The organism is Herbinix luporum (genome assembly GCF_900070325.1).
Classification (GTDB): domain Bacteria; phylum Bacillota; class Clostridia; order Lachnospirales; family Lachnospiraceae; genus Mobilitalea; species Mobilitalea luporum.
Genome location: NZ_LN879430.1, coordinates 285,912 through 300,174, shown reverse-complemented (window position 1 = coordinate 300,174; position 14,263 = coordinate 285,912). Strand labels below are relative to the sequence as shown.

Annotated in this window: 16 protein-coding genes; 3 read left to right on the top strand and 13 right to left on the bottom strand. The window is 36.6% G+C overall.

The genetic code is table 11. The features are described from left to right. Positions 1-164 precede the first annotated feature (164 nt). Positions 165-1,436, top strand: coding sequence for a helix-turn-helix domain-containing protein (locus SD1D_RS01430; RefSeq protein ID WP_058257271.1), 1,272 nt, complete (start codon positions 165-167; stop codon positions 1,434-1,436). Between the two features lie 93 nt (positions 1,437-1,529). On the opposite strand, the gene SD1D_RS01425 is transcribed toward SD1D_RS01430, so the two are convergent. From SD1D_RS01425 to spoIIID, 7 genes are all read right to left on the bottom strand, one after another. Then, the gene (locus tag SD1D_RS01425; RefSeq protein WP_058257270.1) at positions 1,530-2,360 is read right to left on the bottom strand and encodes an RnfABCDGE type electron transport complex subunit B; all 831 of its coding nucleotides are present in this window, start codon (positions 2,358-2,360) and stop codon (positions 1,530-1,532) included. A gap of 15 nt (positions 2,361-2,375) precedes the next feature. Continuing rightward, positions 2,376-2,966, bottom strand: coding sequence for an electron transport complex subunit RsxA (gene rsxA / locus SD1D_RS01420; protein ID WP_242955237.1), 591 nt, complete (start codon positions 2,964-2,966; stop codon positions 2,376-2,378). Further along, positions 2,967-3,644: an electron transport complex subunit RsxE gene (gene rsxE / locus SD1D_RS01415; RefSeq protein ID WP_058257269.1), complete on the bottom strand. Its 678-nt coding sequence runs from the start codon at positions 3,642-3,644 to the stop codon at positions 2,967-2,969. Further along, on the bottom strand, positions 3,637-4,284 hold the full coding sequence (locus tag SD1D_RS01410; protein WP_058257268.1) for an FMN-binding protein: 648 nt from the start codon (positions 4,282-4,284) through the stop codon (positions 3,637-3,639). The genes rsxE and SD1D_RS01410 overlap by 8 nt, the downstream gene beginning before the upstream one ends. Continuing rightward, entirely contained in the window at positions 4,274-5,269 is a 996-nt protein-coding gene (locus SD1D_RS01405; RefSeq protein ID WP_058257267.1) for an RnfABCDGE type electron transport complex subunit D, read from the bottom strand. Before SD1D_RS01405 ends, SD1D_RS01410 begins: the two co-directional genes overlap by 11 nt. A gap of 67 nt (positions 5,270-5,336) precedes the next feature. Continuing rightward, positions 5,337-6,650: an electron transport complex subunit RsxC gene (gene rsxC / locus SD1D_RS01400; RefSeq protein WP_058257266.1), complete on the bottom strand. Its 1,314-nt coding sequence runs from the start codon at positions 6,648-6,650 to the stop codon at positions 5,337-5,339. A 197-nt stretch (positions 6,651-6,847) separates the two neighbouring features. Continuing rightward, on the bottom strand, positions 6,848-7,108 hold the full coding sequence (gene spoIIID / locus SD1D_RS01395; RefSeq protein WP_058257265.1) for a sporulation transcriptional regulator SpoIIID: 261 nt from the start codon (positions 7,106-7,108) through the stop codon (positions 6,848-6,850). A gap of 176 nt (positions 7,109-7,284) precedes the next feature. Between spoIIID and SD1D_RS01390 the strand changes: the two genes are divergently transcribed. Continuing rightward, positions 7,285-8,163, top strand: a complete 879-nt coding sequence (locus SD1D_RS01390) for an ROK family protein (protein ID WP_058257264.1) — start codon at positions 7,285-7,287, stop codon at positions 8,161-8,163. Between the two features lie 54 nt (positions 8,164-8,217). Here SD1D_RS01390 and SD1D_RS01385 read toward each other — a convergent pair whose 3' ends face one another. The 4 genes from SD1D_RS01385 to SD1D_RS01370 form a co-directional block, all read right to left on the bottom strand. Beyond that, positions 8,218-8,859, bottom strand: coding sequence for a hypothetical protein (locus SD1D_RS01385; RefSeq protein ID WP_058257263.1), 642 nt, complete (start codon positions 8,857-8,859; stop codon positions 8,218-8,220). A 286-nt stretch (positions 8,860-9,145) separates the two neighbouring features. Continuing rightward, the gene (locus tag SD1D_RS01380) at positions 9,146-10,057 is read right to left on the bottom strand and encodes a GNAT family N-acetyltransferase (protein ID WP_058257262.1); all 912 of its coding nucleotides are present in this window, start codon (positions 10,055-10,057) and stop codon (positions 9,146-9,148) included. 28 nt (positions 10,058-10,085) lie between these two features. After that, complete coding sequence (locus tag SD1D_RS01375; RefSeq protein ID WP_058257261.1) at positions 10,086-10,445, bottom strand: YccF domain-containing protein; 360 nt, start codon at positions 10,443-10,445, stop codon at positions 10,086-10,088. Positions 10,446-10,478: 33 nt separating this feature from the next. Beyond that, a complete protein-coding gene (locus SD1D_RS01370) occupies positions 10,479-11,102 on the bottom strand; it encodes a hypothetical protein (protein WP_058257260.1) in 624 nt (207 codons plus the stop codon). A 120-nt stretch (positions 11,103-11,222) separates the two neighbouring features. On the opposite strand from SD1D_RS01370, the gene SD1D_RS01365 reads away from it, so the two are divergent. Next, positions 11,223-11,852 (top strand): vWA domain-containing protein, encoded by a 630-nt coding sequence (locus SD1D_RS01365; RefSeq protein ID WP_058257259.1) that lies wholly within the window; start codon positions 11,223-11,225, stop codon positions 11,850-11,852. 82 nt (positions 11,853-11,934) lie between these two features. Here the strand turns inward: SD1D_RS01365 and SD1D_RS01360 are convergent, their stop codons facing one another. Both SD1D_RS01360 and SD1D_RS01355 read right to left on the bottom strand, forming a co-directional pair. Beyond that, a complete protein-coding gene (locus SD1D_RS01360) occupies positions 11,935-13,524 on the bottom strand; it encodes an MBL fold metallo-hydrolase RNA specificity domain-containing protein (RefSeq protein ID WP_058257258.1) in 1,590 nt (529 codons plus the stop codon). 46 nt (positions 13,525-13,570) lie between these two features. Next, complete coding sequence (locus tag SD1D_RS01355; protein WP_058257257.1) at positions 13,571-14,245, bottom strand: Crp/Fnr family transcriptional regulator; 675 nt, start codon at positions 14,243-14,245, stop codon at positions 13,571-13,573. Positions 14,246-14,263: the final 18 nt, after the last annotated feature.

Below are 14,263 nucleotides of genomic sequence, written 5' to 3'. Positions count from 1 at the left end.
CTTGATTTGACATTTATGTGGCAATTTATAATTGTTTTTCTTATTTTCTAACATAATTTACTACATTTTTTTATTTATCCCCATATATAATGCGTGCATTATCAAGAAAACAGTGATATAATGTACTATATTATACATTCTTCGACACCATAAGGAGTGATTTAATGAAAACACCTAATGTAAATAGCAAAAATAATATTGATTTAGATAAAGAATTTTGGGACAGTCTTCATACTGAAATAATAAAAGCTAATCAAGATTTTACTCAGAAAGACCTTTTTTCATATTTAGAAAAAAGCTTTGTCTTTTCCTTGTTTTTCCGTGGAGCATCCCATAAGGAACTTAGTATTATCAGAAATTTGCTAAAACTCAAAGATCTTGGTTATCTGATACTGCTTGAATTTCTTCCCCAGGATAGAACCAATATTATAGATTTCGACATTGATGAACTGGCCCTATATTATTTAATTAAAGATGAGCTTAAGGATTATACCACTGCTATCGGACCTATGATATATAACCGTATAAGTATTTTGATTACTGACGGACCAAATGCCCTGGCTCCCGGTTTAGATACAAAAACCAACAGCCTTTGTATAACATCTAAGCTGATAAACACCTTGCAAAAGAAGTTTCAGATTGAAATAATCGGCGGCGTAGGTAATGTGCAAAGTATCCATTCAATATATACTTCATATCTTGAAGCAATGTCCTGTTTATACTATTGTAGCCCGGGGGAGGCTATCCATGTACAGGATCTGAATGAATTAGAAGCACAGCAAGTATATGAATATAAAGAAGCAGAAAAACATATGATGAATTCGGTTCGTCATAGAAAGTCAGATGCATATGATTATTTTGCTCTTATGATGAATAAGATACGTCATTTAAGCGATAATGCCAAGAGAAACAAAATTATTGAGGCACTGGTTCTTGCAACCCACGCAGCAAGAATTGACGGTATGGATGAGGCTGATTATTTTAACTACACATACCATATTGATGCTTTTATGGAACTTAAAGGTGACCAATTGATTGAATGGGCCTTTCAGAAATTCGTGGATATTACCGGTCTTGTTAAGTCCAATAATGTTATTGATTATTCCAATAAAATTGTGCAAGCTACAAAAGAATATCTAGAAAACCACTATGCCGATGAAATTTCCTTAGAGGATGTGGCTGAGTATGTAAATATGAGCCCTCAATATTTCAGTAAATTGATTAAGAAAAATACAGGCTTTAATTTCATAGACTGGTTATCCATGCTCCGTGTGAAAAAGGCTAAAGAACTTCTAACCAATTCTAATCTGACAGTAAAAGAAGTCTGCTTTTTAGTTGGTTATAAAGATCCCAATTACTTTAGCAGAATCTTTAAGAAGAAAATAGGCATGACCCCCAGTGAATATATAAAAAATAGAAATCAACTGGCACCATAAATAATATATCTCTATAACAAAAATACGTACCGGCAAGAAATAATATATCTTGCCGGTACGTATTTTTTATATTTAATTATAATTTTTCATTTACTATGCCGATTGCTGCTGTATTACTTTTACAGGGCAAACTTTAACACAGGCACCACAGTTAGTACATTTACTATAGTCAATCTTAGCAAGATTGTTCTCTACATGAATTGCATCAAATTGGCAAGCCTTAGTACACAGTTTACAGCCGATACATCCTGTAGAACATACGGGCTTAACATCCTTTCCTTTATCAAGGGAACTGCAGGCTACTAAAGTTTTAGCCTTCTTAGGTACCATTTCTATAATATTTATAGGACATTCTGCTACACACATGCCGCAGGCAGTACATTTTTCCTTATCTACAAGGGCAATACCGTCTACAATATGTATGGCATCAAAAGCACATACCTTAACACAGGAGCCAAATCCCATACAGCCATAGCTGCAGCCTTTGGAACCGTTACCTCCTATGCCTGCTGCCAGCTTACAATCCTTAGGACCATAGTAATTTGAATTTTTCTTAGCCTTATCACAGGTTCCGGCACATTTTACATAAGCAACCTGCTTTTCTGTAGTATCTACACTGCTGCCCATAAGCTTGGCAATTTCAACATGAATATCGCTACTTGCTACCGGACACACATCCGCAGCCGCCTCTTGATTAGCTATGGCTTTGGCACAGGCATCACATCCTGCATATCCACAACCGCCGCAATTGGCTCCGGGCAGAAGTTCTCTTACCTTTGCTTCTTTTTCATCTACCGGTACCTCTAGTTTTTTAGATGCCAGTCCCAGGAAAAGCCCTATAAGCAGTCCTATGACACTGACAACAACAGTGGCTAATATCAGACTCTTTATATCAAATGATGTCGCCGCAATACTTAAAAACATTAATTATCCTCCCTTCTAAGATAGACCGGAAAAACCATAGAAGGCCATAGCCATCAAGGTTGCCGTTATCAAGGTAATCGGGAAGCCTTTAAAAACCTTTGGAATATCGTTATACTCCATTCTTTCACGGATACCTGCCATAAGTATTATCGCTATAGTAAATCCTAGTGCAGAGGCAAACCCGTTAACAATACTTTCTACCAAATCAAAACCTTGCTCTACATTAAGAATGGCAACACCCAGTACGGCACAGTTAGTAGTAATTAGTGGAAGATACACTCCTAAAGATTCATAAAGAGCCGGGCTGAATTTTTTTATTACCATTTCAACAAACTGAACAAGACAGGCAATTACAATAATAAACACTATAGTGTTTAGGTATCCTAAATCCAAAGGATTTAAAATAAAATCATATATTAAACTACACATTATAGATGATGTGGTAATAACAAACATTACCGCTAAACCCATGCCGGTAGCCGTTTTAACTTTATTCGAAATACCAAGGAAGGGGCATATACCCAAGAACTGACTTAGTATAACATTATTTATTAAAGCAGCACTAATAAAAACAGATAATAAATTCATAAAATAATCAGCATTCATTTAGTCGTTCCCCCTTCCTTCACTACTACAATTAGCACAATCACCGCCACAAGCAAGAGCTGATTTTTTTACATTACCATTGGTGGCTGATGGAAGCTTAAATTTGTTCTGCAGAGCCGTAAGCATTGCCAGTACCAAGAAGGCACCGGGTGCTTCCTTTATCATTATTATAGGTTCAAAACTTTCAGGCATTATTCTTATATTAAATAAGGTACCTGCCCCAAGCAGTTCACGGAAGGCCCCTATTAAAACCAAGGCCATGGTAAATCCCAGTCCCATTCCTATACCATCAAATAAGGAAAGCCCTACTTTGTTCTTTGCCGCATAAGCCTCTACACGGCCAAATATTATACAGTTAACAACTATTAAAGGTATATAGATACCCAAAGCTTCACTGACTTCAGGCAGATAAGCTTTAAGCAGTAATTCTACAATAGTAACCATAGAAGCAACTACCACAATAAAGTATGGCATTCTTACCCGGTCAGGTATGAACTTTCTCAAGGCTGCTATAACAACATTGGCAGCTATTAATACTACCGCTGTTGATAATCCCATACCCAAAGCATTCATAGCCGATGTGGTAACCGCTAAGGTAGGACACATTCCCAGCATAAGGACGAAGGTGGGATTTTCTTTAAATAAACCGTTTGTCAAACGTTCAATATATTTATTCATTTGAGGCACCTCCTAATCCTTCTGCATATTCAAGCAGAAAACCTAATCCTCCATTGACAGCTCTTACCACAGCTTCTGTTGTGGTTGTGGAACTGCTGACAACGTCTATTTCATTGTCCTCCTTGGCCCCACCTTTGGTAACTATAAATTGATCTGTTTTTACCCCTGCAAATTTATCCTTAAATTCCGGTGTATTGGCATTTGCTCCATATCCGGGGGAATCGGCAATTTCTAGCAGTTCCATTCCCTGTACTACTCCGTCCAAGGAATAGCCCACAGCTACTTTTATAGTGCTGGCATATCCTCTGGTCCTTGATGTAATAATATAACCGATAGGATTCTTATTCTCATCCAGTGCCCGAACCACATCTTCAATGGTAACACCGGCATAAGAAGCATCTAAGCTTGATATATCTGTTTCTGCTGCCAACTTAACCAATTCTTCATGGGTACTTAATTCCTTAGCATCCTTATATACCACCTTATAGCCTGCATTCTTTTTTGCATCTTCTTGTGCGGCAATAGGTGCCTTTGTTATCTCATAGACAAAAGCTAAGGCAAAGCTACATATTATTGTGATAAAAGTTAAAGAAAGAGCGTCTTTTAAAATAGTTGATTTATTTTCATTTTTATTTGCCATCTTTTACACGCTCCTTTCCAAATGTTTTTGGACCTGTCACATTGTCAATCATAGGTACCAAAAGGTTTCCTAATATAATAGCATAGGATACTCCCTCTACACCGTTACCTACAATTCTAAATAAACCGGTCATTATTCCTAGGAAAATACCGAATAAAATTTGCCCCTTAGGGGTAGCAGGACTTGTAACATAATCGGTGGCCATGAAAAATGCTCCCAAAATAAGACCTCCTCCAAGAACTTGACCCAGTATAAAGTTTGGGTCAAAGCCCTTACCGCCAAAAACTAGGACAAATACCGCAAAGGATAATATATAGCTTAAAGGTATCCTAAGAGAAATCACCTTACGATAAAGCAAATAAGCTGCACCTATTAACAGGGCTAATGTACTGGTTTCTCCAATACTGCCACCTACATGTCCCACAAATAATTTTAATAAGTCTACACTTTCTCCTGCTTTAAGCTGACCTAAAGGAGTTGCCCCAGATACACCGTCAAGTACCAAGGCTCCGTCTCTTAAGAAATCCTTAATACCTGGGGATGTCACCTTATCTAAAGCAAATGATGCAACTTTAGTAGGGAAGCTGATTAATAGAAATACTCTTGCTGCCAGGGCCGGATTCATAAAGTTTTGGCCTAAACCACCAAAAAGCATTTTTACTATTAATATAGCAAATACGCCTCCCAACACAGCAATCCAAATAGGGATATCTACCGGTAAGTTAAGTGCCAAAAGTAGGCCTGTTACAACATCGCTGTAATCTCCGGGATTAACCGGTTTCTTCATTAATCTGCAATAAATATATTCGGTTAATACACAAGATAAAACCGTAGCTAAAATAACAAGTAAGGCTCTTAAGCCAAAATTAAAGATACCAAATAAGCTGGCAGGAATAAGGGCTATAACTACATCCTGCATTATTGATTTTGTCGTAATAGGGCTCCTGATATGTGGGGCTGCCGATACGTTATAAAAATCGTTCAAACTTACACCTCTTTCTTAATAATTAAATACGCTTTTTCATAAATCATCATGTCTACTTAAAGATTAGTTACTTGTTTTCTTTTAAGATTCTTTGCTTAGTCTGAACAATTGACTGAGTTAGACTTCTTTTTGCCGGACAAACATAGGAACAGCATCCACATCCGCAGCATTCCATACCATCTAATTTCTTAAATTTTTCATATTCATTATGAATCGCCGCCATCTGTAATTTGATGGGAAGTAAATTCAAGGGACAATGTTCATGACATTTACCACAACGGATACATGCTGATTCCTCTACTGCTGCTTCATCTTTAATAAATGCAAGCAAGGTTGAACTTGTCTTAGTTACAGGTAAATCATGGGTATACACCGATGTGCCCATCATAGGTCCCCCTATAATAATTTTCTTGGGCTGTGCCGTAAAACCTTTTGCCGCTTCAATTATTTCACTAAAATTTATACCTAAAGGTACATAGAAATTCTGAGGCTCAGCTATTGCATCACCTGATACTGTTACAATCCTATGTGTCAAAGGGGTACTTTTAGCTACTGCCATATAGATAGCTGCCACAGTTCCCACATTATTAACTATGCAACCTAAATCAGCAGGAATTTTCTTAGAATTAAGTTTTCTTCCTGTAGTTGCATAGACCAGCTGCCGCTCACCACCTTGAGGGTACTTTGTCTTAAGAATTTTAACTTTAATATTAGTCTCCTTGGCAGTTAGTTCCTGGAATTTTTTTATTACATCGGGATTTATATCCTCAATGGCAATAATGCCTTCTGCCTTGTCAAATAAGCGAAGCAATATTTTTAATCCACCAAGTATTATCTCCCCTGCTTCCATCATTAGCCTATAATCCGATGTAAGATAGGGTTCACATTCTGCACCGTTAACAATTACATAATCAATCTTGTTCTCATCCTTAGGTGTCAGCTTTATATGGGTGGGAAACCCGGCTCCCCCCAGCCCTACAATCCCGGCCTCTTTTACAGCCTGTCTGATTTCGGACTTTGACATCTTGCTATAATCACGGTCCTGTCCAAAACCTTCAATCTTCTTATATTCACCATCATTAGTAATCACAATAGACTCTACCATTTTTCCTGTCGGTGTAAGTCTTTTTTCGATAGCCTTTACAGTCCCGGAAACTGAGCTGATTACATGAGCTGAAATACCATCCGAGGCCTCGGCAATCTTTTGACCTACCAATACCGTATCACCCTTGGCTACTAGGGGTTTTGCCGGTGTACCAATATGCTGGGAAAGTGGAAATACCAAGTCACCCTTTGGTAAAATAGCAGATATGGGCTTGTCCTTAGATAGCTTCTTACCATCATATGTATGGATGCCGCCCGGAAATGTTAACCTTGCCATTATCCTTTTCCTTCTTTCTATTATTTTATGTTAAACATTAGACAATCTCTTGCCTTTTAGGCATACGGAATCATTATAACATATTACGAAATTTTTGAACACTACCTTTTTTTGTAAGTCTTTTTTTTGCTATTAATGATTAAAAAAGGTATCTTATGTTTAATTTTTTACATAAGATACCCTTCTTGTTTCGGCATTTAGTTGTATTTAGCTTTCTGTAGATATTTTTCCTTTGTAGCCAAGCCACCTCTTATATGGCGCTCCGACTTATTACGATCAAGTACTACTCTTGCCCTACTGGCCAGTGAAGGATTAATTTGTAAAAGACGTTCTGTAACGTCTTTATGTACGGTTGACTTAGAAATGCCGAACTGCTTTGCGGTCTGCCTCACAGTTGCATTATTTTCGATGATATAATTAGCGATTTCAACCGCCCTTTCCTCTATATAGCCTTTCATAGTTTCTGCGTTCCTAGCTAACCTGCGGAACGCATTCCCCCTTATTATCGTTGTTGTTACATTCTATGCAGGCTAAATAGGCAGTAGTACTGTAATTCTAATACACATTGTTAAAAGCTTAATTACAAAGTTGTGTTATAATTAACTTATCTACAAAAATTCGATGGAGGTCCCTCATGATTATTGGAGCATTAGAAGCCGGTGGCACAAAGATGGTATGTGCCATTGGCCATGAGAATGGCAAAATAATAAAAAGAACTGTAATCCCCACTGAAACTGTGGATACTACCATGCCAAAATTAATTAATTTTTTTCTTAATGAAGGTATTGAAGCCTTAGGTATTGGCTGCTTTGGTCCTATAGATCCGGATATCAATTCCAAGACCTATGGCTATATTACCAGTACGCCTAAACTGCCATGGAGAAATTTTAATATAGTAAAGGCTTTTTATGAAGCTCTTAAAGTTCCCATTGGATTTGATACTGATGTTAACGGGGCTGCACTTGGAGAAGGAACCTGGGGCGCCCTACAAGGTTGCGAAGTTTCTTTATATATTACCATAGGAACTGGGGTGGGAGTTGGAGTCTGTATCCATGGAAAACCCCTACATGGACTAATGCATCCGGAAGCAGGGCATATTATCCTAAGACGGCTAAGCCATGATACCTATAAAGGTAATTGTCCTTATCACTCTGATTGTCTTGAAGGTCTGGCTTCAGGTCCTGCTATTGAAGGGCGCTGGGGGAAGAAAGCCTATGAACTTGAAGATAATTATAAAGTGTGGGACTTAGAATCCCACTATATTGCACAGGCCCTAGCTAACTTTATACTTTGCTATTCCCCTAATAGGATTGTCCTTGGGGGAGGAGTTATGAAACAAAAACAGCTATTTCCACTAATTAGAGCAAAGGTTCGTGAATATTTAGGAGATTATATTAGTTTAGCTAAGATAAATGATAATATAGAAAATTATATTGTTCCTCCGGCATTAGGAGATAATTCGGGTATTATGGGAGCCTTAAGACTGGGCTATCAGGCATATTTGAGTTTTTAGTAAAACAGGCTGCTGCAAGATGACTTAATCGCCATTATGCAGCAGCCAAAATTATTATAATCTCATATAACCATATCCGTTTACAATTCCCTCAAGCCTATGGCCTTTTTTACAAAGAGGACATTCATTAATGCTATAACTTTGATAATTAGGAAGGTCTTCTGACCTAAAAATCGAATTTACCTTCATTCCCTCCACCTGATCAACGGCAGAGAATATGGCGCTTATACCATTAACAATACCACCATAATATCTTATACAATCTAAGCTACGTCTAATAGTATCTCCTGTGGTTGCTGAGGCAACCAGTAAAAGTATATTCTTATTATATACTGCAGGTTGGTTGCAATCCCTAAAAATCATCTGTCCATTTGTATTAAACTCAGGAGATATAATATACATGGTCTGATGGGCGTTCAAGGAACGAATTCCGGCAATAGTTAATTCATTAGCTAAGAAAGCTCCTATAACATCACAATTATCTAAGCAAACAATAGTATCAATAACCACATTATTTACATATTGCTTTGCCATAACCTGGGCAGTCTCTGAGGCCTCACTAAGCCTTGTCTTAGTTGTAGTCAAGTCAATGTAATGATTTACATGGGAATGGCTGGTTGCAAAGTGTCCCGGAATAACCTTAAGCTTAACCTTTTTGTTTTCCGATGAATGAATTTTAATAGCTCTTTGTTCCATGGCATAACCCCCTAATAAGATTAATATCCAATAGCCTACAAACATTTCATCAGTTACTTTATTCATTTTATAATGTACAGGGTGTAAAGCTTAGAATTATTATTGTCATTCATATAAGATATTTATTTACATTAAAATTATGTGTTAATGAAAAGCCTCGTGAAGATAAAACAAGTTACATAGAAGTTATTCAACTTAAGAACAGTTATAAGTAAAGTACCTATATTATAACCTATAAGCTGCTTGTAATCAATATTGACCAAGAAAGAAGCTTTCCCTTAACTTTTTAAGTGTGAGATAGCATTGGGAATCTGCCAGCTATATTTAGAGACTTATTTAAGACAAAGAAGGTGTCATCTCCTTCAATAGCTTCAATTTGAAATCCTCTGTCATTCCTTGGTGTAAAGCCTAAGGTAACCTTCATCATCTCCTCTTTTAATAGGGAAGGTATAAGTTCTTCTAAATTAAAATCATTTGCACTAAAAATATCTACCAGCAACAGTTCACCCTCCCCATACTCAATTATTGCAGCCAAATCCATTTCCCGAGAATAATATATATTGTCTGCCATAAACGAATCCAAATAAAACATAATAAGTTCCATATTATTTAACATTGAAATTTTTGATATGGGTATAGTGTTTTTAACTAATCTTATTAGAATCTTTCTATCTTTTTCATTTTTTATATCTAACTTATAAAATGAAGCATTAATCCCTTCTTTTTTAAAAACTCCCCAATGAACATATTCCTTAGATTTTACAAAGCCAAACTTGGGATAAAAATCTGTAACTGTATTATTGCCATACAAATATACTAAATCATATCTTTCTTTTATATCACTAAGAACAAACTCCATTAAAGTTCGACTAAGACCACCATTGCGAAATTCCGGATCTGTCATAACTGTACCTAGTTGAATAACTTTTACCCCCTTATCAAAAAGAGAAAATTCCATTGTGTTAACAGAAACATTAGCTACAATATTCCCTTTATATAATAAGGAATGGGGGCTATATTTATCCGTCCAATATCCTTTCTTGTACCAGCTTTCAAGGTTAAATCCAAAAACTTTTTCAGTCAGCCGGTTAAAGCTTTGACGATACTCTTCATTTTCTTCATAGTCTTTGACAAAATAATACTTTTCTCCCTTTATAAAAATTTCTTCTTTATATAGCTCTTTATTTTTTCTGTTCATTTTTTAACCTTTCCCATGCCAATAAAATTTATCTTACAGTTGCGCCAAAGGGCATTAGAGCCAGTTTTGCAATTTTAAAATGCTGCAAGCCAAAAGGAATTCCTATGATTGTTATACACATAAGCAATCCAAATAAGGCTGATTCAATTGCAAGGGGTATTCCGGTTATTAGTAACCAAATTATATTCATCAAAAGAGAACCTGCTCCACCACCATATTCGACTTCCTTTCCAAAGGGAAAAAAGCACAGTCCGGCAAATTTAAAACACTGTATACCGATTGGTATCCCAATTATGGTCATACACCATAAACACCCGGCAATAAGCCAGCTAAGTCCGGTTAAAAAGCCTCCACATATAAACCAAATGGCATTACCTAAACATCCCATAATAAATCCTCCGATCAAATTTAACTATAAGGTTCACCCAACTACACCCACCATCTTCTGTCCATAATAATCAAGGGCCTCATTAACTATTGTTAAATCATATATTTTTCTTTCGATAAAAAACTTTATTACCAAATCACCTATATCGCAGTTAGACAGGGAGTATCCTGCCAGCTGAAGCAATTCTATACTTTCTTTTAAATTAAGTTCCAAGGCTATACATAGGGCAATGGCTGTTGACTTCTTAGGCTTATAGTTTACATCACATCTTATTTTTGAAAAATGCCTACGATCGATTCCGGCCTTTTTATATATTTCTGCATCCTTTAGTCCTAATCTATCAATATGTTGTAGTAATTTAATGCTAAAAGTCTCCTCACTTTTTTCTTTACTTATATATTGTTCAATCTCATTTTCTTTAGAGATTAAACCATAATCATCCTCTGAAAGGCTATTTTTACGAAAACGTACCAGCCAGGCCTTATCATCTTGGGCTTCTTCATTTACTTCTTTAGCTTCTCTTTTTTTATCTTCTTTTTTATAAGCCGATTTCATGGGCATAATATAATTATATGTAACGGTTTCTCTAAAGAATAGGTCATCTAATCTGTTATTTTCAATATAAGCTTCTAGTTCTAATAATAATTGTTTATTCATAATTCCCCTCCTATTCTATGTAAATGTCGCTTGGCAGGCGACCATTATAAATCCATTATAATATATAATCATACCATACCGTGTCACTTTGTAAAAAAATTTAAGAAAGGATGTTGAGGTATGAGTAAGAAGCTAACAGAAATCATTTTTTTATTGGATCGAAGTGGATCTATGACAGGATTAGAATCCGACACTATTGGTGGCTTTAATAGTTTTATAAAGAAGCAGTGCGCCCTTGGACCAACCCGCTTAACCACTATATTATTTGATAATAAGTACGAACTTCTTCATAATGGTGTCGATGCCAATACAGTATATCTTACAGAAAAGGAATATTATACTCGAAACTCCACAGCCCTTCTAGATGCCATAGGAAAGGCAATTCTAGATGTCAACTTTAGGCTTTCACATCTTGATAAAGAAGAGTACCCAGGGAAGGTTATTTTTGTTATCACTACAGACGGCTTAGAAAATGCCAGCACTGAGTTTACCTATGATAAAATAAGACAGATGATATCTAAGCAAGAGGAAATATATAACTGGCAATTTATCTTTATGGGGGCCAATCTTGATGTAGCAAAAGAAAGTCATAAGTTAGGTATCCACCCTTCCATGTCCTTTAGTTTCCAAAGCACTTCTCCCGGTACTAAACAAATGTATAATAAAATTGACCATGTGGTTAAGGAAATAAGACTTAATCAATTTAAAAAGGAACACGACCCATTATCAAATTCCTCTGCCAATCAATAATAGCTTGAAGGGATAAGGTTTATCATATTCCTTATCCCTTCTTTCTATATATCTATAATTAAATTACATATGTAAAAATATATTATCTATCCCACTTATCACAAAGGGCATTGATTTGATCGGTAAACTTTGCAAGGTCTTTATTAGTACCACCCTTATTTTTTTGAATAATAAGCATAAGCCGTTTCCCGGCATTGACAAGCCTTTCAAATACATATGCTGCCTTCTTCTTTTTCTGAACAGGTATTGGCTTACCTTCTAAAACAACTAGATTTTTTGCCAGATTAACAACTGTTCCGCTATATGGAGCATATGCATTATAGCCTAGCTCATCTTTTAAATAATCGGTGAAAATATCACATACCTGGGCATCCCCATGGACTACAAACACTCTTTCCGGCTTCTTTTCAAATGCAGCAAGCCATTTTAGAAGACCATTTCTATCAGCATGACCACTGATTCCTTGCAGACGGCGAATTTGTGCTTTAACCGTAACAATTTCACCAAAAAGTTTCACCTCTTGAGCTCCGTCAAGAATTATTCTTCCAAGGCTTCCTTCTGCTTGATGGCCTACAAATAATATAGTACTATCCTCTCTCCAAAGATTATGCTTAAGATGATGCCGAATTCTTCCTGCATCACACATTCCTGCTGCCGAGATTATAATTTTGGGTTCATCATCAAAGTTAATGGCCTTGGATTCATCGGAGGTTATAGCCGTTTTTAATCCCGGAAACTTTATGGGATTAATTCCTGCCTCAATTAAATCCATGGCTTCTTTATCAAAATAGCCAAATATATTTTTCTCATATATATTTGTAGCCTCTATAGCCATAGGGCTGTCTATATAAACCTTAAAATTATCATGGCCTTTAATTAGTCCCTCTTCCTTTATCTGCCTAATAAAGTATAACAGAACTTGAGTTCTTCCTATGGCAAAGGAAGGGATAACAAGATTTCCACCTCTATCTAGGGTCTCCTGTATAACCTTGGCCAGTTCGCTGACATAATCAGGGGGCGGCTCATGGTTTCTATCACCATAGGTTGCTTCCATTACCACATAATCAGCCTCTTTAATATACTGGGGATCATTAATAAGGGGCTGATTGATATTGCCTATATCACCGGAGAAAACAATCTTTTTACTTACTCCGTTCTCAGTTACCCATATCTCAATACTGGCAGAACCCAGCAGATGTCCCACATCTGTAAAGCGCACTTCTATTCCTTCGAACAATTCAAACTTTTCATTATACTCATGGGACACAAACATACGAATAGTAGATAGGGCATCTTCCATATCATAAAGAGGCACATAAGCCTTTTCTCCAGAGCGCTTACCCTTTCTATTACGCCATTCCGCCTCCGCCATCTGAATATGGGCACTGTCCCGAAGCATAATATCACATAAAGCACTGGTTGCACCGGTTGCATGTATTTCTCCTCTAAATCCCTGCTGATATAGCATAGGCAGCTTACCCGAATGGTCTATATGGGCATGGGTCAGTAAAACCGCATCTACACCTGCTGCCGGTATAGGAAGTTCTTGATTTTCAAAGGTATCCCTACCCTGCTCCATACCGCAGTCAATTAAAATATGCTTTCCACAGACTTCAAGATAAAAACAACTTCCTGTCACCTCATGAGTGGCCCCTAAAAATGTCAACCGCATTAGTCTACCTCCTTCGTATTAATTAAATTTTTAATTATTGCCTCGCCTAGTACAAAGTAAGCTGCTCAAGCCTCTTACGATTAACTATATGTATAGTTCCTCTGCTAAGAGATATAATCCCTTCCTCTTGAAAATATTTAAGCATTCGGGTTATAACCTCTCTGGCAGAACCTAAATGATTTGCAATCTTTTCATGAGTAATTTTAATGGTATCCGACTCTTCAATATTAGACTGCTCCAATAAAAAAATAGCAAGTCTTTTATCCAAGGTCATAAATAAAGTTTGCTCCATAATCCACATAACATCTGAAAAACGAGAAGCCATCAGTTCATTTGCAAATACTTGAACTGCCATGGATTCCTTAGAAAGCTTATCGAATATTGAAGTAGGTATAAGATAAGCTGTTGTCTCTTTTTCTGTTTCTATAAAAATATCAAAACTAATATTTTTCATAATACAGGAAGCAGAAAATATACATACATCCCTGTCAAACAAACGGTAAAGAGTAATCTCCTTTCCGTTTTCAGAGATTATATAAGCCCTTACCTGGCCGCTTTCAATAAGAAAAAGCCCTGAGCATTGGTCCGAACTGCTTCGCATTGCTTCTCCCTTATTAAAATGTTTTTTAATAATTGAATGATCTACCAGTTCCCTTTGGTTAGGAGTAAGATCCTTCCAAAACCTTAAAACTTCCTGATAATACTTATCTTTTACATTCATTAGAAAAACCCCCTTCCC